This is a genomic window from Hwangdonia sp. (genome assembly GCF_048381975.1).
Lineage (GTDB): Bacteria > Bacteroidota > Bacteroidia > Flavobacteriales > Flavobacteriaceae > Hwangdonia > Hwangdonia seohaensis.
This window is the reverse complement of sequence record NZ_JBLWYT010000002.1, coordinates 238,962-263,152: the sequence shown is the minus strand read 5'-3', so window position 1 is coordinate 263,152 and position 24,191 is coordinate 238,962. Positions and strand designations below refer to the sequence as shown.

At 36.7% G+C, this 24,191-nt stretch carries 23 protein-coding genes; 11 read left to right on the top strand and 12 right to left on the bottom strand.

Going from position 1 to position 24,191, the window contains the following annotated elements; translation table 11 throughout:
• Positions 1-209 precede the first annotated feature (209 nt).
• Positions 210-704 carry an RNA polymerase sigma factor gene (locus tag ACN5J7_RS05035; RefSeq protein WP_418603070.1) on the top strand — a complete coding sequence of 165 codons (495 nt, stop codon included), beginning with the start codon at positions 210-212 and terminating at the stop codon, positions 702-704.
• A gap of 4 nt (positions 705-708) precedes the next feature.
• Entirely contained in the window at positions 709-1,350 is a 642-nt protein-coding gene (locus tag ACN5J7_RS05030; protein WP_311941458.1) for a hypothetical protein, read from the top strand.
• A gap of 142 nt (positions 1,351-1,492) precedes the next feature.
• Here ACN5J7_RS05030 and ACN5J7_RS05025 read toward each other — a convergent pair whose 3' ends face one another.
• The 7 genes from ACN5J7_RS05025 to ACN5J7_RS04995 all read right to left on the bottom strand — a co-directional run bounded on the left by ACN5J7_RS05025 (position 1,493) and on the right by ACN5J7_RS04995 (position 9,808).
• On the bottom strand, positions 1,493-2,083 hold the full coding sequence (locus ACN5J7_RS05025) for a pseudouridine synthase (RefSeq protein WP_418603069.1): 591 nt from the start codon (positions 2,081-2,083) through the stop codon (positions 1,493-1,495).
• Positions 2,084-2,269: 186 nt separating this feature from the next.
• On the bottom strand, positions 2,270-4,561 hold the full coding sequence (locus tag ACN5J7_RS05020; protein ID WP_418603068.1) for a DNA topoisomerase 3: 2,292 nt from the start codon (positions 4,559-4,561) through the stop codon (positions 2,270-2,272).
• 203 nt (positions 4,562-4,764) lie between these two features.
• Positions 4,765-6,279, bottom strand: coding sequence for a TlpA family protein disulfide reductase (locus tag ACN5J7_RS05015; RefSeq protein WP_418603067.1), 1,515 nt, complete (start codon positions 6,277-6,279; stop codon positions 4,765-4,767).
• 393 nt (positions 6,280-6,672) lie between these two features.
• Entirely contained in the window at positions 6,673-7,311 is a 639-nt protein-coding gene (locus tag ACN5J7_RS05010; RefSeq protein ID WP_418603066.1) for a hypothetical protein, read from the bottom strand.
• Positions 7,312-7,320: 9 nt separating this feature from the next.
• The gene (locus ACN5J7_RS05005) at positions 7,321-8,190 is read right to left on the bottom strand and encodes a 3-keto-5-aminohexanoate cleavage protein (RefSeq protein WP_418603065.1); all 870 of its coding nucleotides are present in this window, start codon (positions 8,188-8,190) and stop codon (positions 7,321-7,323) included.
• Between the two features lie 112 nt (positions 8,191-8,302).
• Positions 8,303-9,106, bottom strand: coding sequence for a lysophospholipid acyltransferase family protein (locus ACN5J7_RS05000; protein ID WP_311941442.1), 804 nt, complete (start codon positions 9,104-9,106; stop codon positions 8,303-8,305).
• A gap of 60 nt (positions 9,107-9,166) precedes the next feature.
• Positions 9,167-9,808, bottom strand: a complete 642-nt coding sequence (locus ACN5J7_RS04995) for an NUDIX hydrolase (RefSeq protein WP_311941438.1) — start codon at positions 9,806-9,808, stop codon at positions 9,167-9,169.
• Between the two features lie 5 nt (positions 9,809-9,813).
• Between ACN5J7_RS04995 and ACN5J7_RS04990 the strand changes: the two genes are divergently transcribed.
• Positions 9,814-10,521, top strand: coding sequence for a peptidylprolyl isomerase (locus ACN5J7_RS04990; RefSeq protein WP_311941432.1), 708 nt, complete (start codon positions 9,814-9,816; stop codon positions 10,519-10,521).
• Between the two features lie 184 nt (positions 10,522-10,705).
• The gene (locus ACN5J7_RS04985) at positions 10,706-12,859 is read left to right on the top strand and encodes a M3 family metallopeptidase (protein WP_418603064.1); all 2,154 of its coding nucleotides are present in this window, start codon (positions 10,706-10,708) and stop codon (positions 12,857-12,859) included.
• Between the two features lie 295 nt (positions 12,860-13,154).
• Here the strand turns inward: ACN5J7_RS04985 and ACN5J7_RS04980 are convergent, their stop codons facing one another.
• The gene (locus ACN5J7_RS04980) at positions 13,155-13,757 is read right to left on the bottom strand and encodes a trimeric intracellular cation channel family protein (RefSeq protein ID WP_311941425.1); all 603 of its coding nucleotides are present in this window, start codon (positions 13,755-13,757) and stop codon (positions 13,155-13,157) included.
• 309 nt (positions 13,758-14,066) lie between these two features.
• On the bottom strand, positions 14,067-14,786 hold the full coding sequence (locus tag ACN5J7_RS04975; RefSeq protein ID WP_311941421.1) for an RDD family protein: 720 nt from the start codon (positions 14,784-14,786) through the stop codon (positions 14,067-14,069).
• Positions 14,787-14,810: 24 nt separating this feature from the next.
• On the opposite strand from ACN5J7_RS04975, the gene ACN5J7_RS04970 reads away from it, so the two are divergent.
• From ACN5J7_RS04970 to ACN5J7_RS04940, 7 genes are all read left to right on the top strand, one after another.
• Positions 14,811-15,800, top strand: coding sequence for a stage II sporulation protein M (locus ACN5J7_RS04970; RefSeq protein ID WP_311941418.1), 990 nt, complete (start codon positions 14,811-14,813; stop codon positions 15,798-15,800).
• Positions 15,797-16,522 carry a hypothetical protein gene (locus ACN5J7_RS04965; RefSeq protein WP_418603063.1) on the top strand — a complete coding sequence of 242 codons (726 nt, stop codon included), beginning with the start codon at positions 15,797-15,799 and terminating at the stop codon, positions 16,520-16,522. The genes ACN5J7_RS04970 and ACN5J7_RS04965 overlap by 4 nt, the downstream gene beginning before the upstream one ends.
• A gap of 91 nt (positions 16,523-16,613) precedes the next feature.
• Positions 16,614-17,819: a DUF4350 domain-containing protein gene (locus ACN5J7_RS04960; protein ID WP_418603062.1), complete on the top strand. Its 1,206-nt coding sequence runs from the start codon at positions 16,614-16,616 to the stop codon at positions 17,817-17,819.
• 41 nt (positions 17,820-17,860) lie between these two features.
• Complete coding sequence (locus tag ACN5J7_RS04955; RefSeq protein ID WP_418603235.1) at positions 17,861-18,892, top strand: AAA family ATPase; 1,032 nt, start codon at positions 17,861-17,863, stop codon at positions 18,890-18,892.
• A 67-nt stretch (positions 18,893-18,959) separates the two neighbouring features.
• Positions 18,960-20,291: a DUF58 domain-containing protein gene (locus tag ACN5J7_RS04950; protein WP_418603061.1), complete on the top strand. Its 1,332-nt coding sequence runs from the start codon at positions 18,960-18,962 to the stop codon at positions 20,289-20,291.
• Positions 20,292-20,592: 301 nt separating this feature from the next.
• On the top strand, positions 20,593-21,015 hold the full coding sequence (locus ACN5J7_RS04945; RefSeq protein ID WP_418603060.1) for a DUF2141 domain-containing protein: 423 nt from the start codon (positions 20,593-20,595) through the stop codon (positions 21,013-21,015).
• Positions 21,016-21,312: 297 nt separating this feature from the next.
• Positions 21,313-22,257 carry a LysR substrate-binding domain-containing protein gene (locus ACN5J7_RS04940; RefSeq protein WP_418603058.1) on the top strand — a complete coding sequence of 315 codons (945 nt, stop codon included), beginning with the start codon at positions 21,313-21,315 and terminating at the stop codon, positions 22,255-22,257.
• A gap of 32 nt (positions 22,258-22,289) precedes the next feature.
• Here ACN5J7_RS04940 and ACN5J7_RS04935 read toward each other — a convergent pair whose 3' ends face one another.
• The 3 genes from ACN5J7_RS04935 to ACN5J7_RS04925 form a co-directional block, all read right to left on the bottom strand.
• On the bottom strand, positions 22,290-22,487 hold the full coding sequence (locus ACN5J7_RS04935; protein ID WP_311941398.1) for a hypothetical protein: 198 nt from the start codon (positions 22,485-22,487) through the stop codon (positions 22,290-22,292).
• 125 nt (positions 22,488-22,612) lie between these two features.
• Positions 22,613-23,413, bottom strand: coding sequence for a TIGR00266 family protein (locus tag ACN5J7_RS04930; protein WP_418603056.1), 801 nt, complete (start codon positions 23,411-23,413; stop codon positions 22,613-22,615).
• 201 nt (positions 23,414-23,614) lie between these two features.
• Positions 23,615-24,070: a DUF4442 domain-containing protein gene (locus tag ACN5J7_RS04925; RefSeq protein ID WP_418603234.1), complete on the bottom strand. Its 456-nt coding sequence runs from the start codon at positions 24,068-24,070 to the stop codon at positions 23,615-23,617.
• Between the last annotated feature and the right edge of the window lie 121 nt (positions 24,071-24,191).

Below are 24,191 nucleotides of genomic sequence, written 5' to 3'. Positions count from 1 at the left end.
ATTTCACTTTTCATTTCAGACTAAATCCGTAGCAAACATCTGCTTTTGATGTTTCAAATTTCAGTTTATTTTCTATCAAAAGAAATTGCTAAAATCAGCAATTATCAAACAACCCATTTCATCTTTTTTTTCTTAATTAAAAATATTGTTATAAGTTGCTGTAACATTTTAAATAATTAAGCTACTTACCTTATAACTAAACCAACGAATTGAATAAAGAACTTGAACATAGTTTTGTTGAATTGCTAGAAAAGCACCAGAATATTATTCATAAAGTATGCCGGTTGTATACGAATAATTATGATGCCCATAACGATTTATTTCAGGAGATAACCATACAACTTTGGAAAGCCTACCCAAAATTTCGAGGCGATGCAAAATTTAGTACTTGGATGTATCGCGTGGGCTTAAACACGGCTATTACGCTTTACCGAAAATCTAAACGAAGGATAATCACGCAGGATTTTGGAGGTGTTGAATTCAAGATAAAAGCTGAAGATTATGACGACACCGAAGAACAGCAATTAAAAACACTTTACAAAGCCGTACACCAATTAAACGATATTGAAAAAGCACTTGTTTTCTTGTATTTAGAAGACAAAGATTACAGAGAAATTAGTGAAACCTTAGGTATAAGCGAAGTGAATGCGCGCGTGAAAATGAACAGGATTAAAACAAAACTTAAAACCATATTAAATCCGTAACATTATGGATGAATTAGAATTATTAAAAAAAGATTGGAAAAAAAGCGACGACGCGTTTCCAAAATTAACCTATAACGAAATTTACAAGATGATATTAAAAAAATCGTCTTCCATCGTTAAGTGGATATTTATCATCAGCTTACTGGAGTTTGGGTTCTGGACCTTTATATCCTTTTTCTTAAAAGACTCCGAAAGCATGAAGCGCTTTAACCAATACGATGCCGATGCCATTTTCATCCCATTAATGGTAATTGGCTACATTATTTTAGCCTATTTTTTCTACCTCTTCTACAAAAACTACAAAACCATTTCGGCCACCGATAATGCCAAGGTTTTAATGGAAAACATCCTTAAAACCCGAAAAACGGTAAAACAATATGTTGCCTTTAATTTAATCTATCTCGTAGTATCCACCATCGTGGTTCTGTTTCTTGAGTTCGACAGAGACCAGCAAGTTATCGATCAGGTCAATAAGGCCGCAGCAAATGGCGAAGCTTTTAAATTTTATGCCGGCATAATAATAGCAACCATCTTAATATTGGTGGTCGCTATCGGGATTCTACTTCTGTTTTACTGGTTGGTTTACGGCATTCTTTTAAAACGATTAAACCGAAATTACAAAGAGCTTAAAAAGTTGGAAGTGTAATTCGTCATTACGAAAGAGGTACGACTGTGGTAATCTTTTTAATTGAATGCTAAAGTTAATGTTTGCTTTATAAAAGAAAGGTTAACTAATAAGAAACAGATTGCCACGTCACGAAAAGCTCCTCGCAATGACCAATCGGTTTTTATAATTCAAATCCATCAACGGCAACCACATCGCCAACTTGCATGCTACCAAGCGCAATACCGCCAACCCGAATACGCACCAATCGCAACGTAGGAAAACCAACGGCCGAAGTCATTTTTCTTACCTGCCTAAATTTGCCCTCGTTTAAGGTAATCGATACCCACGATGTTGGCCCGTGTCTATCGTCCCTTATTTTTTTTGAGCGTTTTGGCAAGTTTGGAGTTTCATTCAACTTAAATGCTTTACAAGGTTTGGTTTTATACTTTTTACCGTTAAAACCTATTTCTACGCCCAACCCTAAACTCTTAACAGCTTCCGCTGAAATATCGCCATCAACCTGCGCGTAATATTCCTTTTCTACTTTTTGGCTATTTACAAAATCACTCATTTTACCATTGGTAGTAACCAATAACAAGCCTTCCGATTTTTCATCCAATCTGCCAATGGCCATGGCGTTTTCCGGGAAATCGAAAAGGCTTCCCAAAAACTTTTTAGATTGCTGTTTGGAGTCGTGGCTTTTAAACTGACTTAAATACCCATAAGGTTTATAGATTATAAAATGACGGTGTTTTGTTTTATTTATGGCCATATTTTTTATCAGCAAAATTTCCACTTTTAGTCGCAAGCAAAACGAGGCGGTCTAAAAAGTCTCATGCCATGTCGTATTGAGTACTTCGACTGCGCACAGCACAGGCTTTGTCGAAATGTTTTAACTTATAGATAATCGAGATCGGTTTCGACAAGCTCAACCTGACCAATTAAATCAAAAAACGTTTTAAACGCTTCCATTTAAAATACTATAAACCAATTCCTTGGTTGGTGTTTGCCCGTTAATTTTCGCTCGTACTTCATCAAAAGTCATTTTAAAATCACATCCCAATTTATAGTCGCTGCACCCGTAAGCCGTTTTTCCTTTTATAACCGTTCCTTTTTTACACTTCGGGCAAGCCAATTCGTTTGGTTTCGCTTTCGCGGAAGTTTTTTTAGGTTCTAATTTTAATTTGAAATTTTCATCAAATCGCAACAAACCTCCAACAGTTCCGGCTTCGGTTTTAAAACCTTTCAAATTAACCGTACTTCCTTTTTGAAGCAGTCTTATAATCTGCTTTTCAGATATTTTTTTCTCCGCAAAACTAAAGGGCAATACAAAATTGCATCCCGCTTTATAAGCGCTGCAACCATAAGCAGTTTTCCCTTTTAAAAGCTGGCCTTTTTTACATTTGGGACAACCCTCGGCCGTAATTCCCGCCTGCTTTTTAACCGTTGCTTTTGCGGCTCTGTTTTTAATAACGGTAGCCTGCGAAATGTTGGCGCGTTTGGTTTCACTGCGCACTTCGTACACCAAAGCATCGACCATCCGTTTCATGTTTTTTATAAAAGCGCCAGCGCTAAACTCGCCTTTTTCGATATCCTTTAATTGTTTTTCCCACGAGCCCGTTAACTCAGCCGATTTTAATAGTTCATTTTGAATCGTATCGATCAACTGAATACCCGTAACCGTTGGCAATACCTGTTTTTTATTGCGTTTTATGTATTTTCTTTTAAAAAGGGTTTCAATAATATTGGCTCGCGTTGAGGGGCGGCCGATGCCATTTTCTTTCATTAAATCGCGCAATTCCTCATCGTCCACCTGTTTACCGGCAGTTTCCATGGCACGCAATAACGAGGCTTCGGTAAACTGCTTTGGCGGTTTGGTTTCCTTTTCTAAAAACGAGGGTTCGTGCGGGCCTTTTTCGCCTTTTTCGAAAGTGGGTAAAATTCCCGATTCTTTTTCTTTTGCATTTGGGTTTTCGAATACGATGCGCCAGCCTTTTTCCAAAATTTCCTTTCCGGTGGTTTTAAAAACAACTTTTGCCGCACTACCCAAAACGGTGGTGTTCGATACGGTACAATCATCATAAAATACCGCTATAAAGCGCTTTACAATAATATCGTAAACCTGTTGCTGATTGTATTGTAAATTGATTTGAATCCCCGTTGGAATGATCGCGTGGTGATCGGTGACTTTTTTATCGTTAAAAACGCGACTTGTTTTTTTTATTTTCTTTCCTAAAAGCGGCTGCGTTAGTTTTGAATAATTGGTTAGCTTTTGAAGAATTCCCGCAACTTTTGGATACACGTCGTTTGGTAAAAAGGTGGTATCCACTCTCGGATAAGTCACTACTTTTTGTTCGTACAGTTTTTGGACAATCTTTAAGGTTTCATCTGCCGAAAAACCAAACTTGGTATTGCAATACACTTGCAATCCCGTTAAATCGAACAGTTTTGGGGCGTATTCCTTTCCTTTCTTTTTAGTAATGGATTTAATTTCAAAATCGCTTTCCTTTACTTTATGGGCTAGAGTTTCGCCATCTTCTTTTTTAAGGAAGCGCCCGTCTTCGTAACTAAAAAGTGTATCGCGATACAGGGTTTGCAACTCCCAATACGGTTGTGGTTTAAAATTTTCAATCTCCTTAAACCGATTTACAACCATGGCCAAGGTTGGTGTTTGCACACGACCAACGGACAATACCTGTTTGTAACCACCGTGTTTTACGGTGTACAATCGGGTGGCGTTCATGCCCAACAACCAATCGCCAATGGCCCTGGAAAATCCGGCGTAGTATAAATTATCGTAATCGGAAGCCGGTTTTAAGTTTTCAAAACCTTCTTTTATGGCTTCGGTGGTTAACGACGAAATCCAAAGGCGCAACACGTTGCCTTTGTAATTGGCTTCATTCATTACCCAACGTTGGATAAGTTCTCCTTCTTGCCCTGCATCGCCGCAGTTTATAACCACTTCGGCTTTATCAAAAAGGCTTTTTACTATGTTGAATTGCTTTTGGATGCCCGAATTTGCAACTACTTTGGTTTCAAATTTTTCGGGCAACATGGGCAGATTGTTTAAATCCCAGCTTTTCCAATAGGGTTTATAATCGTTGGGTTCTTTAAGCGTACATAAATGCCCAAAGGTGTACGTTACCGCATAGCCATTGCCTTCGTAATAGCCATCACGTTTGGAGTTGGCTCCTAAAACAGAGGCAATTTCTCTAGCAACACTTGGTTTTTCGGCGATACAAACCTTCACTTATTTAGCTTTAAATTAAAGACGCAAAATAGGAATTTTGATGTGGTTTTTAAAAGGGATTTGTTAGGAGTTATTAACTAAAGAATTGTGTTGAGAAATGAAGTAATAGAAAATAAAAAGCCATAAAAAGAGCTTAAAGAAGTTCTTTACGAACTTTTATGGAGGTTGCGCAACGGTTACCGATGTTAGCCACCGTTATTTTTTTAAATTTGATGTTTTTTAATTAATTCATTTATTACATCAAAATTATTCGGATAAGTTCCAAAAGTCACTTTTTCTCCAATAGTTCCGTCTGATTTTATTATTTGATGATGAGGAAAACTGCTCACTCCAAAATATTTTTCAAAAAAGGCTAATTGATTTTTAGTTAGTAAATAGTGTTTTCCATTGAGGTCTAAATTATTAATTGTCTTTTTCCACTCGTCTTTTTTCATATGCACTCCATAAAAAACAAAGTCAACATTTTTCCCTTTGGTTGTTGCAATTAATTTATTGTAGTTTGGTAATTCTTTCATACAAGGTGCGCACCAAGTAGCCCAGAAATCGTGATAAATCACTTTACCTTTGGTGTCTTTATATAAATCTAATAGTTCGTTTTTCTCCTTTTCGTTTAAGTCATATTCTTTTATTAAATCCTCAATTGGTTTGCTTTCTACTTCTTGTTTTTTTAATAGTTGGGAGATGTAATCAGGTTTAGTATAAAGGTTTAAAGAGTCAAAATAGGTTTTAGGTATTTCTTTTCCTGTGTATTTTGAAAGCCCAATTTCGTTTTTAAATAGATGCGCCATCATTATTTCCCTATCTTTTCCTTGAGGAAGTTTTTTAAGTATTTCAAGCTTTAAAAAATATGGTGTAGGCCAAAGCTTTTTTAAATTTTCCCTTTTTAGTTTATATTTATTACACCAATTACCTATTAGATTATAGCTTCCTGTTAACGATTCTAAATAATCTAAATATACTTTGAATATTATTTCATTGCTGGAATTAAACCCTACATCATTTATAAAACTGAAATATTCATTTTCATCATCTAAATCTCGGTTACTTTTATTCATAAAAAGGTATAAGCTTAAGTCATAACCTGTTTTATATTTGATTTGTGATTTGCCCCAATCGATGAAAATTTTATCTTTAATTTTTTTGTCAGACACATATTTATTGAAAACCTTTAACTGATTTGTCATTTCAGATAGTCGTTTGTTTTTATAGCGAATATTGTTTAATGTACTATCTTTAACAAAAGCATTTGTTGATTGTTTAATTAAGCTATCAATAAACGATGCATTAGCTAAAATTAAATTGTTAGTGGTTTTATTTGTTCCGCTTATTTTAGGATTTTTGAATTTAGACCAATTCAATAATTCCTTAATATTTAGGTCCACTAATACTTCTTCATTTGGGCTCACAATCAATGAAAATGTCCTACTGTCATAATCAAAAATTATTTCTTTTTTATTTTGGTTTAAAAACACATAATTTACAGTTCCGTCATCAGAAATTTTTAATTGCTCTCTTATCGGTTTTAAAGAAGTAATAATTTGTATATCAATATATTTTTTATGTTCACTTGGGTTATAGCCTTTTATACTTAAAATAATCTTTGTTGGACTAGAAGTAACTTGTGTAGATTTTGCGCTTTTTGTATAATCGTTTGTCTTCTTTTCATTACAAGAAGTTAGAAATGTTAATGTAAGTAAAAAGTAAAATATTTTTCTCATTATTTGTTTTTAATGGTGTCTAATGGCTTTTAAGTAATCAATCCGTTTTAATACCGAAATAAATTCAGGGCAAATGATTTATATTCAACGCCAAACGAATGTATCATTTTTTTCGTACAAATTCAAATAATAATTTGAAGACACTATACATTTATTTAATAAACCAAAAACATGATGTATCCGCGTTAGGGATTGTAATGGAAATCCTTTTTGCGAGGCATTGATTTGTTCTTACCTTTATATATAAAATATACAGAGTTAAAGTGATGAGATCCTGAAACAAGTTCAGGACTGCTTCGCAGAAAGATTGTATTGGAAAGCCCGACCCCGCTTCGGGAGCCTCAGCGTCCAAGCGGGGTAACGCCCAAATTATAATCGGTTTTACAGTTATGTTCAATACTTTTTTAAAGTAAAATTCCACTTATATTTTTTAAACAAGACAACACTTAAATAAAGAAAGTGATGTTTAGAATTTAGTTTGTTTTTAAATTTTATAGAAGACTTATTGAAATACTGCGTTATGCTATATTTTGTAGTTACGCCACGCTCTTCCAATAGCCTATAGGTTTGGTAACGCAGATATGGTGCTAGGTTTTTTCCGCGATATTCACTGAACGTCCACATGTTTAAAAGATAGGCTTCGTGAGGTTTTAATTTAAAAACCCGCCCTTTAAATTCAAAATCCTTTAAATCTACAAAGGTGTAGCATGCAATTTCGCCATGGTGTTCGAGCCCGACACAGAGTTGCCCTTTTTCCAATCCTTTTAGTATGTCATTGTAATAGGTGCCGTAATGCCGTGTAATGGATTTAATTTGGTCGTGGGTGAGGTATTTTAAAGTGTATTGTGAAGCATCGTCTTTTATTTTTGGAACTTCACACTTTTTGTATTCTTCTTCAACCCAATAATACGGATTGATATCGATGCCAATGTTGGCCAATCTGTTTCTCAATCCGAAAAGAAACAGGCCATTTTTAACGACGTTGTAATATTTTTTTAAAGTGGGTGTGTTTTGACTTTCCTTTGTTTTCATAAAGACTCTTTATTTAAAACTCCGCCCATATTTACCGAAACCGGACTCCAAATGCATTTTAACCCGAAAATCTTTAGAAGACATCACACTACGCCCATTTGCATTGGCTATTAAATGGACGCGCTTTAACAAATCGGCATTGGTTGCTAATTTGGTTCTGGCGGCATCATACCAAATATTATCCTCGATGCCCACGCGAACGCCACCGCCAACGGCAATGGAGAGCGAATTCATTTTAAGTTGGGCATTCCCTATTCCCGCCAAACTCCAAAGTGAATCTTTAGGAAGATCGTTAACCATAACTCCAGAGTGTAACAGGTTTGCCTGGGAACAGGCAATGTTGCCAAACAGTAAATTAAAGTAATAGGGCGCTTGAATGATTTGTTTGCGCTCTAAATATTTGGCGTAGTTAATCATGCCAATATCAAACGCCTCAAGCTCAGGAACTATGCCTTTTTCTTTCATTATAGTGGCTAAACTTACAACGGTGTCTGGGGCATTTACACTGGCCGTTTTATTGAAATTTAAAGAACTTAAAGTTAAGCTGCCCATATCTGGTTTTAAATGCCCTTCAAGCATTAATGGTTCGCAGCGTTTATCTATCTCGCTAAAATCCCTACCGCTTAATGATAAACAAATAACCAATTCCGGTGCATACTTGCGAATGCCCTCGACTATTTTGGCATACACCTCTTTTTTATACGTGGGCGCTCCGGTATAGGCATCGCGTGCGTGTAAATGCGCCATGGTAATGCCAATTTCTGAGGCTTGATGTACATCTTCAACAATTTCTGCAACACTTAATGGTACGTGCGGTGTCATGTCCTTGGTAGGAATCATGCCCGTTGGAGTAAAATTTATAATTAAATCATGGGTCATAAACTATTGTTTTCCTAAAAATCCTGTAGAAGATATTTACAAGTCTGCTTTAAAAAAATAAAACTAGATTAAAAACAATATGTTTAGACTATTGGAAGAATTTAAAATTATATTAGGTTTTCCACTTGCGCTTTTTGTTCAACTCTTCTTGAACTTCTAATTCCTTTTGTGGAATGACTTTTAAAAACGATGGATGCTGCTCTATGGCATATTCAATCTTCTTTACAATATCCTCGGTCGTTTCGTTATCGTAATCAATATCCAACGGTTCTTTTATCTCAAAGGTTTGAAGGATGTTTTTCTTTTTTATGCGCAGTCCTTTTTTGTCAAAAGAGCGTCTAAACCCGTCAATAACAATAGGAACAACAACCGGTTTGTAGCGTTTAATGATGTGCGCCGTACCTTTACGAATGGGTTTAAACGGCGTGGTTGTGCCCTGCGGAAATGTAATAACCCAACCATCGTCGAGCGCTTTACCAATATTGGAAATATCACTCATTTTCACCTGTCTATTCACTTCTTTTCCTTCCGCTCTCCAAGTGCGCTCAATACTAATGGAACCAACGTAGGCCAATATTTTGGGCAACAAACCCGCTTTCATGGTTTCCTTGGCTGCCACATAATAGATGTTTAGCTTAGGGTTCCAAAGATAGCCTACATTTTTTATGGAGTCTACCCTACCGCTTAAACTGGCATTAAACACATGGAACATGGCCACCACATCGGCAAAATAGGTTTGGTGGTTTGAAATGAACAGGACGTTGGTATCGGGTAAGGTTTTGATAATTTCGGAGCCATCTATTTGCAATTCGTTAAACCCACGAAAGCGTCTGTGGGTAAGAGCTCCAAGAATTCTGATGAGCCATTTTTTTACAAAAAGTATATGTCCGAACGGATTTCGTTTAAATAATCCCATAAATCGCGCGTCAAAAAAAATTGGTTAGTTAAAGTACGCAAATGTACTAAATCTTGCAAACTAGAGCATTTGTTTTAACAGGTCTTTAATTTCACTAAGCATCATGGCCGTTGCGCCCCATACCACATAATTGTTTAATTTAAAGGCAGGCACCTCAACTTCAGCACTATACGATGCTGAAACAGTTTTGGTTACAACTTGCTTGTCATCTAAAAAATGTTGCAACTCAACTTCTATAATCGCTTCAACCTCATCATCTTGTTTAATAAAATTTGGTGTGTTTCTAGAAATCCCTATAAACGGGTACACATAAAAATTACTGGGCGGAATATAAACCTGCGTTAAACTTTTTACAACCTTAATATCCCTCATGGGCACGCCAATTTCCTCAAAGGTTTCCCTAACGGCCGCATCTTTTAACGATTTATCCTCGTCTTCCAATTTGCCTCCCGGAAAGCCCACTTGTGCCGAATGTACGCCGCTATACGTCTTTCTTAAAATTAAAACCAATGTCGTTTCTTTATTTTCGTTTGGAAAAAACAAAGCCATTACACCTGCTTTTTTGGCGCTTTTAATGGCTTTTTCCTGTTGCCTTAATAATTCCTGCCGAAACCCCGGCACCATTTTAAGTTGAGAAGCTTCGGCTGGAAGCGGTATATTTTCTATTTTTGATATTGATTTTAAAAAATCATCAAAATTCATTTTAAATGCGCTTTAAATTACTCTTTTTACTTTTTTTATTTTTTTTGAATTGTGAAGATAAACAATCTAAACAGAAAACCATTTCAAAACAACCCACAACAATTACGCCTAAAAAGGAAAGCAAACCTACGGTTACCACTTTAGAAGACAAACGAAAGTACCCTAAACTCGATGATAAAAACGCCATGTTTTTTTTCCAGGAATACGACAAAAACCACAAAGAAAACAAAGTGCGCATTACCACCGATTTTGGAACTATTGATATTTTATTGTTTGAAGAGACAAAATACCACCGCTCGAACTTTATTTTTTTAACAAAGCAAAAGTATTTTAACGGCACGCAATTTTATCGGGTTATCGATAATTTTATAGTGCAAGCCGGAAATAGTGATGATAAAAAAACAGCAAGAAAACGTTTTAAAATTGGCAAATACCTATTGCCAACCGATACCAAACGCGGATTTAAACACGACCGTGGTGTTATTTCGATGCCCAGTAGCGAAATTGATAACCCGCATAAATTAGCATCGCCCTTTGAGTTTTTTATTGTGAGCCAAAAAGGAGGCGCCCACTTTTTAAATGGCGATTACACGGTTTTTGGAAGGGTGACAAAAGGAATGGATGTGGTTGATAAAATTGCCGCTGTTGAGACCGATGAAGCCGATTGGCCTTTAAAAAACATCTATATCCGGAAGGTTGAAATTATTGACTAATTGGAAACAAAATCCTCATAGCGACTATCACATATTTTAAAAGCGCTTTATAACAGATTTTGATTCCTTCTTTTGAAAAACGAAGCCTTCAAACCTGTTTTTTACCCCATTTCTTTTAACTTAATATTATAAAAAAGCTCCGGCTAATTTGATATCTTTCAGAACCTAAAAAACTAGAACTAAAATGAATACAAAAACACTTATTAAACCATTAATTTTTTGTGCGTTACTTGCAGCAGTTGGCTGTAAAGACGACACCCAAAAAGACACAAAAAGAGACATTGCCACCATGAGTGATAACACATTACTTCAAGAATGGACAGGACCTTACCAAGGTGTTCCTGCCTTTGACAAAATGAAGGTTGAAGACATTAAGGAAGCTGTTGAAATTGGCATGGATTTGAGCTTAAAGGATATCGATGCTATTGCAAACCATACCGAAGCACCAACTTTTGAAAACACGATTGTTGCCATGGAACGCTCTGGCGAGGAACTGGACCGCGTTTTTACATATTACGGCATTTTGAGCAGCAATATGAGTTCTCCCGAATTTAGAGAGGTACAAGGCGAATTGGCACCAAAACTATCTGAATACCGATCAAAAATTTCCCAAAACGAAAAATTATTTAATCGTATAAAAACGGTTTACGAAGCGTCGCAAAACACACCTTTGGAGGCAGACCAGCAACGTGTGGTAGATTTGGTTTACAAACGGTTTGAAATGAATGGCGCCAATCTTGATGCCGAAAAAAAGAAACGCTACGCCGAAATAAACAAAGAGCTATCAAGCCTTTACAACGATTTTTCCAACAACGTGCTTCACGATGAGGAAAATTACGTTACTTATTTAAACAAAGACCAATTGGGTGGTTTGAGTGACGGGTATATAAAATCTGCCGCCAAAATCGCAACCGATAAAGGACAAGATGGCAAATATGCCATTACCAATACACGCTCTTCGATGGATCCGTTTTTAACGTATTCCACCGAGCGTGAGTTACGTAAAAAGATATGGACCAACTACTATTCGCGTGGTGACAATAACGACGAATACGATAATAAAAACATTATTGCCGAAATTTTAAAGCTACGCAAAGAACGTGTTGGATTATTGGGTTACGATAATTATGCCGATTGGAGGTTACAAGATCGTATGGCCAAAAACCCGGAAAACGCCATGGCGTTAATGGATGCCGTTTGGCCCGCTGCTATTGGACGCGTTAAAGAAGAAGTTGCCGATATGCAAGCCGTTGCCAATAGCGACAACATTACAATTGAGCCTTGGGATTACCGATATTATGCTGAAAAAGTACGTAAAAAGAAATACGATTTAGATAGTGATGAAGTTAAGCAGTACCTGCAATTGGACAAATTAACCGAAGCCTTATTTTACACTGCCGGACGTTTGTTTAATTATAAATTTACACCGGTAAAGGAAGGTAGCGTACCCGTATTCCATCCCGATGTTAATGTTTGGGAAGTTACCGATAAAGACTCTGGGGAACACATTGGTCTGTGGTATTTAGATCCGTTTGCCCGCCAAGGAAAACGTTCTGGTGCATGGGCAACAACCTATAGAAGCCACACTACCTTTGATGGCAAAAAAAATGTACTGGCTTCAAACAATTCCAATTTTGTAAAGGCGGCTCCGGGTGAAGCGGTTTTAATATCTTGGGATGATGCCACGACATTCTTCCATGAATTCGGACATGCATTGCACTTCTTTTCATCCAACGTAAAATACCCCACTTTAAATGGCGGCGTTAGGGATTATACCGAGTTTCAAAGTCAGTTATTGGAGCGTTGGTTATCTACCGACGAAGTAATTAACCAATTTTTGGTACATTATAAAACTGGTGAGCCGATTCCGGAAGATTTAGTTGAAAAAATTAAAAAGGCATCTACCTTTAATCAAGGATTTGCAACTACCGAGTATTTAGCATCTGCCATTATGGATATGAAATTGCACTTGGCAGACCCCACAAATATTGATATTGCAAAATTTGAGCGTGAGACTTTAGCCGAATTGAACATGCCTAAAGAATTACCAATGCGCCACAGAACACCGCATTTTGGACACGTATTTTCCGGCGAAGGCTATGCCACTGCCTATTACGGTTACATGTGGGCCGATGTTTTAACCAGTGATGCATCGGAAGCTTTTAAAGAAGCTCCGGGTGGTTTTTACGATAAAGAGGTTGCGGACAAATTGGTAAAGTATCTGTTTGCGCCAAGAAACTCGATGGATCCTGCTGAAGCTTTTAGAAAATTCAGGGGACGTGATGCCAAAATTGAAGCGCTATTGAGAGATAGAGGTTTTCCTGTACCTAATAATTAGAAATAGAAAACCTTAATATTTTGAGCAAAAGCCATACATCATAGTATGGCTTTTGCTTTGCAGTACGTTTGCGTTAGGGATTGTAATGGAAATCCTTTTTAAAACAGTATAAGCCATACATTATGTTTTAAACTAAACGTGTACAGGTTGCCACGACGCCTGTGTTTTTGAATGTTGTTTTTAAAAAGATTGTATTGGAAAGCCCGACCGAAGCGATCCTGCAAGGTTTTGTCCGCACTGAGCTTGCCGAAGTGGAAACCTTGTAGGTATGAGCGTAGGGAACGCCCAAAATTAATTAATCTTTATAAATTGTTGGTAAAGCGATTTTGAACTTAACGGCCAATAATCTGGTAATAATCACAACGGAACCGGCAATGATAAAAACAACATTATTATCAATGGGCAATTTTCGGATTAAAAAATAAGACAACCCGCCCAATATACAGGCTGTGGCATAAATTTCCTTTCTGAAAATGACCGGTATTTCGTTACACAGAATATCGCGTATTACGCCTCCAAAGCAGGCCGAAATGGTACCCAACGCAATACAAATAATGGGGTTTAAACCTGCTGAAATCCCTTTTTCTACACCAACTACGGTGTATAAACCAATACCAATGGTATCGAATAAAAGCAGCGAGGTGCGCAGGTAGTCGATTTTGCTTTTAATAAGAATGGTAACAACGGTTGTAATTAATATAACGTAAGTATAGGTCATGTCTCGCATCCAACTTACGGGTGTGTTTCCTATAAGTAAATCGCGTAATGTACCGCCGCCAATTGCCGTTACGAAGGCAATAATTAATATACCGAATAAGTCCATTTTTTTACTAATGGCAACGAGAACGCCGGAAATGGCAAAGGCAATGGTTCCTATAATATCTAAAGTATGAAACATGGTTTTACTAAATTAATTAGGTTTATCGATTGGTTAAAATTAGATTAGTTTCTTTTAAAAAACCCCTTCGACTCGCTCAGGGCAGGCGATTCGCGCACTTTTTCAGAAAAGGAAAAAGTGGCTCTCTGAACCATACTCTTCCTTTTAAAAAGACCCTTCGACTCGCTCAGGGTAAGCGATTCGCACACTTTTTCCGAAAAGGAAAAAGTGGCTCTCTGAACCATACTCTTCCTTTTAAAAAGACCCTTCGACTCGCTCAGGGTAAGCGATTCGCACACTTTTTCCGAAAAGGAAAAAGTGGCTCTCTGCTTACATATCTTGTGTGTAATAATTATAATCTTTTAAAATAACATCAATAAACTCGATATCTGTTTTTTGCTTTACGGTTTTAATCCCAACCACTTCAACTAATTTATTCCTCAACTTTATTAAGGTTTGATAATCTTTTGAGGTCCTCGCCACGGTAAAGGTATCCTTTATAATACGGGCATCGTTGTCGGATAGTTTAATAACATTGGGATAGGTTGGTTTGTAATCTGCTTTTAAGTTTTCTAGAATGGTATGGCTGATGTTTACTTTATCCTTTAAAGCGATAACGGCCGTTCCTGCTGCCATATCGCCCAATCGCTGTTGTTTTTTGCTAAACATGATTACGAAAAAACCGAGGCCGAAAATATAGACATCTACAATTCTGAAAAACCATCGTACCACATAATCGGCTAAGGACGCTTGGTATCCATCAATTTTTACAACCTTTATTTTTAAGGCGCGTTTGCCAATAGTTTGCCCTTCTAAAAGCGATTCTAAAGCCAAGGTGTAAAACATAACCGGAAAACTCAACACCGTATTAATGGCAATTTGAGACCATTCATCCATGTTTTCAAAAGCACCGAAGGTCCAATTTAAAACCAACAAATACCCAACTTTTATGGCGGTATCTATGATAAATGCTAATAAACGTTCGCCTGCACCTGCGGCAGTGAATTTTATTTTTACATTTTGGGTCGTGTTAATTTGTAACTCTGACATTTTATATTTTAATTTATCAAATATATGAGGGAAGTTTCATTCATCAAACAAAATAAGGAAAAATGGTTGAGTTTCGAGCAGGCTATTTTTAATAATGACTTTAAAGACCCCGACGAACTCGCCTCGCAATACATCCATTTAATTAACGATTTGGCTTATGCACAAACCTATTACCCTAAAAGTAAGGTGATTGTGTATTTAAACCAGTTGGCAGCCAAGGCATTCCAAAAAATTTACAAAACCAAACGCGAAAACACCAACAGATTTGTCGAGTTTTGGAAAACCGAAGTGCCATTAATTTGTTATCAATATCGAAAATTTATTTATATCGCTTTTATCATTTTTTTCACCTTTACGTTTATTGGTGTGATTTCGGCCGCCAACGATGGCGAATTTGTCCGTTCCATATTAGGCGATAATTATGTAAACATGTCGTTGGAAAATATTGAAGCTGGCGACCCTGTTGCGGTTTATAAAAGCGGCAGCAATTGGGGTAGTTTTATTGGCATTACCATTAACAATCTGCGGGTGGGCATTATTGCTTTTATCTTAGGGGTTTTTGGTGGCGTTGGCACACTTTATATTATGTTTAAAAACTGTATTATGCTGGGTTCTTTCCAGTATTTCTTTTATGAAAAGGGCGTGTTTTGGGAAAGCGTTCGTGGGATTTGGATTCATGGTTCTATGGAAATTTTTGCCATTGTTATCGAGTGTGCCGCAGGATTGATTCTCGGTGCCAGTATTTTATTTCCGGGTACGCATTCCAGATATACCTCGTTTAAACACGGTGCAAAAATTGGCGTGAAAATTTTAATAAGCACCTTTCCGTTTACCTTTTTTGCCGGTTTTTTAGAAGGATTTGTAACGCGCTATTCCAATATTATGCCGCATTGGTTATCGGTTGGCATTATTATAATTACCCTCGGCATCATCAGTTTTTACTACTTAATTTACCCGTTTAAGGTGCAAAGGGAAATCACGCGTGTACCACTTTTAAAACCTTCGTTTGCTTGAAAATAAATCGATTATATATTATCATTTTCTTGCTTTTGAGTGTTACAAGTTCTCAAAGTGTTTTTGGGGTTTCCACGGTTCAAGAACCGGAGTACATTCGAAAATTCGACGACGATTTCAAAGCACGCTATTCCAGCAGAAAATACAATTACGAAGGCAGGGAAATTGTAAACCAAACACCAAGTGGTTCGGGTAAATATGAAGATTATAAAAACGGCAAACCAACACAAAAAGATGAGAATAACGCCGATGGTTTCAGCATCAACCTTGGCCCTTTTGCTTGGTTGTTTTATTTGGCATTAGCTGTTGCCGTAATCTATTTGGTTTATGTTTTGCTTAACGAAGGTGGCACCGGTTTGTTTTCTACAAAACAAAACAGAAAACTTACCCATTACGAAGATATTACTGCCGAAAATATTGAAAACGCAGATATTGACACCCTCATCTTAAATGCTGAAAAAGACCATGATTTTAGGCTGGCCATCAGGTATTATTATTTGCTCGTTTTAAAAACATTGAGCATAAAAAACCATATAAAATTTGAAGACGACAAAACCAATGCTGAGTATTTGAATGAAATAAGCGAAAAACCATTCAGTAAAAAATTTGCTTACGCCTCGTATTTGTACAATTATATTTGGTATGGCGAATTCCCTTTGAAAACCGATGAATACAACAAAGCAAAGCATAATTTTACAACGCTTTTAAATCAGGTTAAATAATGAAGTATCAATATCTTAAAGTTAATTCTTAAAAATAAATGACCCCATTAATATTACATCAGTCCAATAAAAAAACAGCAGAAACTATCTGATGAAAAAAACCTTTCCCATACTTTTCATTATCGCCGCTTTAATAATTACGGCTGCTATTGCTTTTGGTATCAAATCGACCAAAACGGTGGATTGGGAAGAATCATTTAACGAAAAAAGCAACAAACCCTACGGTGTTAGCATATTTTACAAAGAATTACCTAAACTTTTTAAAAACCATAAAGTTAGAACGGTTTACCACCAACCGGCGAGTTATTTGCAAGCACATTCCGAAGATAGCTTTGGCGATCATATCGCCGAAGGCAGCTTTATTATCATCGGGAATTCGGATTATATAGAAGACGATTCTATTGATGAATTATTGCATTTTGTCGATTCGGGCAACACCCTTTTTATATCGGATTATTACTTTGCCCAAAAAATTCACGACACCTTAAATATTGATATCGATTATATTGAAAATACGAAAGACAGCATATCGTATCAATCTTTAAAGTATTTTAATTTGAACGATATTGCTATCGACAGAAATGAAGGCGACAATTATTTTTCAAAAATCGACACTGGAAATCACACCGTTTTAGGGCATTCTAAAATTGATTACAAACACGTAAACTTTATCCGTGCGCCTTTTGGAAAAGGCAACATATACCTGCATTTAGAACCCAAAGCGTTCACCAATTACAATCTTTTAAAAGAAGACCGATACAAATATGCCGAAGGCGTTATTTCCTATTTACCGGAAAACGATGTGTATTTTGACTCGTACACCAAAATACAAACGGGATATGATGGCAATGTGGAAAAAGAATCAAATCTCAGTTGGTTTTTAGAGCAATTATCCTTTAAATGGGCGTGGTACACCGCTTTAATCTTTGGGCTTTTGTTTATGGTTTTTAACGCCAAACGCAGACAGCGCATCATAAAAATTATAAAACCCTTGCAGAATACCACCGTGGCTTTTGTTAAAACGATTTCTAATTTATACTTTGAAACCCAAGATCATAAAAACCTAATTGACAAAAAAATAACGTATTTTTTGGAGCGCATCCGTACCGATTTTAATATGGACACTGCTGTTTTAAACGAAGATTTTATAGTAAAATTAGCTTCGAAAACAGGAAAGAAAAAAGAAGACGTTAAAAAACTAATCGATTATATCAATTGGTTGCGCACAAAAAACGAGTTTTTTGAAGACAACTTAATACAACTCAACAAGCTTATTGAAGCTTTTTATTTAAAATAATTATGGACGAAAACAAAGACCAAAAAGACCATCAGAACCTAATGCCCAAACCTGAAAGCACAGTATCATCAATAGACGATAGTGTTTTGGAAGACAGTAACGATTTACAATTTAAAAACCGATTGGATTTAACCGCGCTTCAAAGCAGTGTTGAAAAAATAAGGCAAGAAGTTGGTAAAGTCATCGTTGGGCAAAAAGATATGGTAGATATGTTAATCGCCTCGCTTTTGGCCAAAGGGCATTCGCTTATCGAAGGTGTTCCCGGTGTTGCCAAAACCATTACTGCAAAACTGTTGGCTAAATCGTTTAGTGTCGGTTTTAGTCGCATTCAATTCACACCCGATTTAATGCCAAGTGATATTTTAGGTACCTCGGTTTTCAATTTAAAAGATTCCGAATTCGAATTTAAAAAAGGACCTATTTTTTCAAATATGATTTTAATTGACGAAATTAACAGAGCACCGGCCAAAACCCAAGCGGCCTTGTTTGAAGTGATGGAAGAACAGCAAATAACCATTGACGGTAACAAGTATAAATTAGATGCGCCATTTATGGTTCTGGCAACACAAAACCCCATAGAACAAGAAGGCACATACCGATTGCCCGAAGCGCAATTAGACCGTTTTTTGTTTAAAATTGATGTGGATTACCCAAATTTAGATGAAGAAATTGAAATCCTTTCGAGAGAACACCAATTAAGAGACACCGAGAAAACCGATACCATTTCCTCCTTTTTAACAACCAAACAAATTACTGAGTATCAACATGTAGTTACCCAAATTTTGGTTGAAGAACATTTGCTAAAATACATCGCGGAACTTATTGTCGCCACACGTAACAATCGGTTTTTATATTTGGGCGCATCGCCACGGGCATCCATTGCCATACTAAAATCCAGTAAAGCATTTGCCGCCATGAGCGGTCGCGATTTTGTGACACCGGAAGATATTAAACGTGCCGCAATTCCTGTGTTGCACCACCGGGTTATTGTAACACCCGAACGCGAAATGGAAGGCGTGTCGAGCAAACAAATCATCAAACAAATTATTGAAACTGTTGAGATACCGCGGTAATTAGTTGGCAGTACACAGTCAACAGTTTTCAGCCATAGTTCGCACCAACTTCTAACTTCTAACAAAATTGAAACTCTTTAAACCATTCTATATACAACCCCGATTCTTTTACGCAGGCATTGGCATTGTGGTATTGTTTGGTTTAAGTTATTTTGTGCCGTTGTTATTTAACATTGCACAGCTCTCCATTTTAGTGCTTGCTTTACTTTTTGTTTTAGATTTTATCATTGTTTTTATTGGAAAAAATAAAATCGAAGCCCGCAGGATTTTACCCGATAAATTTTCAAACGGCGATAAAAACATTATCGATTTAAGCATCAACAACAACTATCCGTTTTCCATTTATTTGGAAATTATTGACGAAATCCCCGAGCAATTTCAAGTGCGGGATTTTAAAATAAAAGACACGATTGCCCCGAGAAAAACAAAATCAATTCAATATCATTTAAAACCAACGGAGCGAGGCGAATATCATTTTGGTGATTTAAACGTTTATGCCTCTTCTGCTTTAAAATTGGTAGCAAAACGCTTTACTTTTAACCACGGTGCCATGGTGCCAACATATCCGAGTTTTAAACAATTAAAAAAGTTTGAACTTTTAAATATCAATCAAAATGCACTCGAATACGGCCTTAAAAAAGTCCGCCGACTGGGACACACCATGGAATTCGAACAAATAAAGGATTACGTTTTGGGCGACGATCTGCGCACTATAAATTGGAAAGCCACGGCAAAACGCAACCAATTGATGGTCAATCAATTTCAAGACGAAAAATCGCAACCCATCTATTCCATCATCGATAAAGGCCGTGTTATGAAAATGCCTTTTAACGGCTTAAACCTTTTAGATTACGCCATTAACGCCACCTTGGTTATCAGCAATGTGGTTCTAAAAAAACACGATAAAGCCGGCATGCTGTCGTTCTCCAAAAAGATTGAAAACATCGTAGTTGCCCAAAGAAGAAGCTCTCAAATGCAGCTTATTTTAGAATCGCTTTACAACGTAAAAACAGATTTTCACGAAAGCGATTTTAGCAGACTTTACGGCAATATCAAAAGGCACATTACCCAACGAAGCCTCATTTTAATGTACACCAATTTTGAAACCCTCGACGGATTAAACCGCCAACTGCCCTACTTAAAAGCCATTGCCAAAAGCCATTTATTGGTGGTTATTTTCTTTAAAAACACCGAGTTAAACAGTTTAATTACCCAAAAAGCCGAAACCGTACAGCAAATTTACGATAAGGTGATTGCCGAGAAATTCGATTTCGAAAAACGTTTAATCGTCAACGAACTCAAAAAATACGGCATCTATTCCATACTAACCACACCCGAAAACCTCACCATCGACACCATTAACAAATATCTGGAAATTAAGGCAAGAGGACTGCTGTAAATTCGGGCGTTACCCCGTCGGTCGCTGAGGCTTCCGAAGCGGGGTCGGGCTTTCCATTACAATCTTTTTTTCGTGTCTCAAAAAAGGATTACCATTTCAATCCCTAACGCACCTGTTTGCCAAAGCTGTTGCAAACTCACAACTTCAACCCCTTACCGTTCGCCAGACTCCTGTCTTCTGTCTTCTGTCTTCAAGCAAAAAACAATTCATCATAAAAAATCTACAGTTGGGTAACAACAATTGTTAAAACCTGCTTTACAATTGGATATTTGAAGTGTTAAACCATTAAAACCATGAAATCATGAAGGCATTATCACTCATCATTACTTTACTGTTAACCGTTACATTAACACAAGCCCAAGACAATCAAGAAGGAAAAGACATTACCGTAACCATTGAAAATATTAAAAACAACAAAGGCAATGTGCTGCTATCGCTTCACACAGAAAACACGTTTATGAAAGGAAAAGGCATTAAAAGCGAACAAAGCAAAATTGTAGACGGAAAAATAACCGTGACTTTTAAAAATGTAGAACCTGGCCCTTATGCTGTTATGGCATTGCACGACGAGAACGAAAACAATCAAATGGATTTTGAAGATAACGGTATGCCTAAAGAATCGTACGGCATGTCAAACAACCCAGCAAGTTATGGTCCGCCACAGTTTGCATCGGCAAAGTTTGAATTAAAAACGGAAGATTTAGGTATAAATATTATGTTTTAATAGCCACAAAAACAAAGCGACTTACCTAGGCTACAACCCCTAAGTAAGTCGATTAAAAACTAACTAAACTAAACTATATCGTTAAACCGAGCTTATATAATTCTAACTGCTTTTCTCGCTCGGTTAAAAAATCAAATCAATAATTCAATAACTTGTATGTTAACCAATTAAACCAAATCCACTGTTTGGTATTTGCATATTGATCTTTTATTTACCACAAAAATAACTCATAATTATCAGGCTATTTAATAAATATTATTGATAGTTTTTATATTTTTATAGTCTAAATTGATACTTATGACGATTACTCAATTATACTACGTTTTGGCAGTAGCCGAAAATCAAAATTTTACAAAAGCCGCCGAAAAATGTTTTGTTACCCAACCCACTTTGAGCATGCAAATTCAAAAGCTCGAAGAACAGCTTGATGTGCAAATATTCGACCGCAGCAAAAAGCCAATTGAGCTTACCGAAATCGGCAAAAAAATTGTGAAACAAGCTAGAAATATCGTGAACGAATCGTATAGAATACAAGATATCGTAGATCAGCAAAAAGGCTTTATTGGCGGCGAGTTTAAGCTGGGAATCATTCCAACCATAATGCCAACGTTGTTACCCATGTTTTTAAAAGCTTTTATAAAAAAACATCCCAAAGTAAAGCTTAAAATAGAAGAATTAACGACCGAAGAAATTATAGAGCGCATCACCGATGGGCATTTGGATGCCGCCATTGCCGCTACACCCCTTGAAAACGAAACCATTAAAGAACGCGTACTTTATTTTGAACCTTTTGTAAGCTACATTCCCAAAAGCCATCGTTTGCATTCCAATAAAAAAATCAAGGTATCCGATTTGGATATAAGCGATATGCTGCTCCTTGAAGATGGACATTGTTTTAGAGATGGCGTAATTAACCTTTGTAAGGCATTTAAAAACCAAACCAACGACCAGTTTCAATTGGAAAGCGGTAGTATTGAAACGCTAATAAAACTATCGAACGAAGGTTTGGGCATGACGCTTCTACCCTATTTACACACGCTGGATATAAGGGAAAACGAAAAAGAAAACCTGCACCATTTTACCGAGCCTACACCTGCGCGGGAAGTGAGTTTAATATACCATAAAAACGAATTGAAAATACAGATTGTTGAAGCCTTACAAGATACCATTTCGGGAATTATTCGTGGGGCAATTGCTTTTCAGGATGTAGAGATAATTAGTCCGCTCGCTTCAAATCAATAAAACTAAAAAAGCGACCAAAAGGCCGCTTTTTTTTATGCTTTTAAATAGATTAAACATTGATTTAATTCTGGGTTCTGCTGCACAAGGGATTGAATAAAAATTTTAAGCTCTTCAATCTCATAGGGTAACAATCTGTTAACTGCCTTTTGTACTTCTCTGCAAAACAACGTTGTATCAAAACTAACTTTATTAAGTACAGTTTTAGTATACTCTAGCATTGCTCTTGCCATAATTACTATTAGGATTATTGGTTTAAATTATAAGTAGATTTGTGTATAGGCTTTCTATATTTTATTAAACACCTAAAGTTAATAAAAAATTGCATTGTTTCTTTAAATTAAACAAAGTTTAACACTTAAAATCTATTATCACCATCCAATAAATCGCCTAACCCACCAAGTATACTGCCTTCGCCTTTATCTTTGCCGCCACCTTTTGCAGCGGATGCCAAAACACGACCTGCCAATCGGCTAAATGGTAAAGATTGCACATAAACGGTTCCGGGACCTTGAAGCCTTGCAAAAAACAAACCTTCGCCGCCAAATATGGTGTTTTTAATGCCACCTACAAACTCAACATCGTAATCCACAGTTTGGTCGAAACCTATAATACAGCCGGTATCAACACGTAATGTTTCGCCAGCTGCCAACTCTTTCATGGCCATGGTGCCGCCAGCGTGCACAAACGCCATACCATCACCTTCTAATTTTTGCATAATAAAACCTTCGCCACCAAACAAACCGCGACCCAGTTTTTTTGAAAACTCAATACCTACACTTACCCCTTTTGCTGCACATAAAAAGGCGTCTTTTTGGCATATAAACTTGCCATTGAATCGGGTTAAATCTATTGGGATTATTTTTCCCGGATAGGGCGATGCAAAAGAGACATTTCGTTTGCCTACCAAATCGTTATAAAAAACCGTCATAAATAAGCTTTCGCCAGTTAATATACGTTTTCCCGCGCCTAGAATTTTACCTAAAAAACCAGAATCTTTTTCTGAGCCATCACCAAAAATGGTTTCCATTTTAATGCCATCGTCCATCATCATAAAGCTTCCTGCTTCGGCCACAACGCCTTCTTGTGGGTCGAGTTCTATTTCTACGTATTGCATTTCTTCGCCGTAGATGCGGTAGTCAATTTCATGTGCTGTCATAATATTGTATGTTGTTAAGTTGTTTGCTATTTAGTATTTTATATGTTGATTTGTTTTGCGTTTTGTTACAATGTTTCAAAAAAATTACAATTTCCAACGGGTGTTAAATTTATTTCACAGAGTTTCACGGAGTTTACACAGAGACAAAGCTCAACGTGGCTCACTGCCAACTGCGACTGCGACTAAAATTGCGACTAAAAACTAACTTTTCACTTTTACACTCCACTCGAAATTAAAGGTTGACACCACGACGCCATCTGCATTGGTGCCCACAGATTTCATCCAAATGGTTTGCCCTTCACCGGTTTCAATGGTTCTTTGCAAGGCTTTATCTATTAACTCGCCATCGTTACAAACAAAGGTTATCCGGCCTGTTGCCTTTTTGGTGAATGTGGCGTTATTGGTGGTTACCAACATGGAAATCTTTTTACCGCTTTCTGCAATTTTTGCCATAACAATTGCGCCGGTTGTAAGTTCGGCAGCCATACCTTGCACCGCCCAAAACAGTGATTTGAATGGGTTTTGATTAATCCATTTATGTTTAACTGTTACCGTACAGGCTTCGTTGTTTATAGATTTTACGCGAACACCCATTAAGAAAACCGCAGGCAGTTTAAATATATTGAATGTGTTTATTTTACTAGGTGTTAACTTCATTTTAAATTGAATTTCATCAAAATTATTGAAAATAATTGACATTTCAATTCGTTAAATTTTTGTTAAATTCTAGTACTATGCGTAACAAAGTACCTTCTTTTAGACATATATTTGCATAAGA

Coding starts and splice junctions, on each gene's coding strand:
- ACN5J7_RS05000 (WP_311941442.1), bottom strand. CDS start 9,106: ATGGGATTATTTAAACGAAATCCGTTCGGACATATACTTTTTGTAAAA.
- ACN5J7_RS04995 (WP_311941438.1), bottom strand. CDS start 9,808: ATGAATTTTGATGATTTTTTAAAATCAATATCAAAAATAGAAAATATA.
- ACN5J7_RS04980 (WP_311941425.1), bottom strand. CDS start 13,757: ATGTTTCATACTTTAGATATTATAGGAACCATTGCCTTTGCCATTTCC.
- ACN5J7_RS05005 (WP_418603065.1), bottom strand. CDS start 8,190: ATGACCCATGATTTAATTATAAATTTTACTCCAACGGGCATGATTCCT.
- ACN5J7_RS04935 (WP_311941398.1), bottom strand. CDS start 22,487: ATGGCAAGAGCAATGCTAGAGTATACTAAAACTGTACTTAATAAAGTT.
- ACN5J7_RS04990 (WP_311941432.1), top strand. CDS start 9,814: ATGCGCTTTAAATTACTCTTTTTACTTTTTTTATTTTTTTTGAATTGT.
- ACN5J7_RS05015 (WP_418603067.1), bottom strand. CDS start 6,279: ATGAGAAAAATATTTTACTTTTTACTTACATTAACATTTCTAACTTCT.
- ACN5J7_RS04930 (WP_418603056.1), bottom strand. CDS start 23,413: ATGACAGCACATGAAATTGACTACCGCATCTACGGCGAAGAAATGCAA.
- ACN5J7_RS05030 (WP_311941458.1), top strand. CDS start 709: ATGGATGAATTAGAATTATTAAAAAAAGATTGGAAAAAAAGCGACGAC.
- ACN5J7_RS04970 (WP_311941418.1), top strand. CDS start 14,811: ATGAGGGAAGTTTCATTCATCAAACAAAATAAGGAAAAATGGTTGAGT.
- ACN5J7_RS04960 (WP_418603062.1), top strand. CDS start 16,614: ATGAAAAAAACCTTTCCCATACTTTTCATTATCGCCGCTTTAATAATT.
- ACN5J7_RS05025 (WP_418603069.1), bottom strand. CDS start 2,083: ATGGCCATAAATAAAACAAAACACCGTCATTTTATAATCTATAAACCT.
- ACN5J7_RS04955 (WP_418603235.1), top strand. CDS start 17,861: ATGCCCAAACCTGAAAGCACAGTATCATCAATAGACGATAGTGTTTTG.
- ACN5J7_RS04985 (WP_418603064.1), top strand. CDS start 10,706: ATGAATACAAAAACACTTATTAAACCATTAATTTTTTGTGCGTTACTT.
- ACN5J7_RS04925 (WP_418603234.1), bottom strand. CDS start 24,070: ATGAAGTTAACACCTAGTAAAATAAACACATTCAATATATTTAAACTG.
- ACN5J7_RS05010 (WP_418603066.1), bottom strand. CDS start 7,311: ATGAAAACAAAGGAAAGTCAAAACACACCCACTTTAAAAAAATATTAC.
- ACN5J7_RS04940 (WP_418603058.1), top strand. CDS start 21,313: ATGACGATTACTCAATTATACTACGTTTTGGCAGTAGCCGAAAATCAA.
- ACN5J7_RS04945 (WP_418603060.1), top strand. CDS start 20,593: ATGAAGGCATTATCACTCATCATTACTTTACTGTTAACCGTTACATTA.
- ACN5J7_RS04975 (WP_311941421.1), bottom strand. CDS start 14,786: ATGTCAGAGTTACAAATTAACACGACCCAAAATGTAAAAATAAAATTC.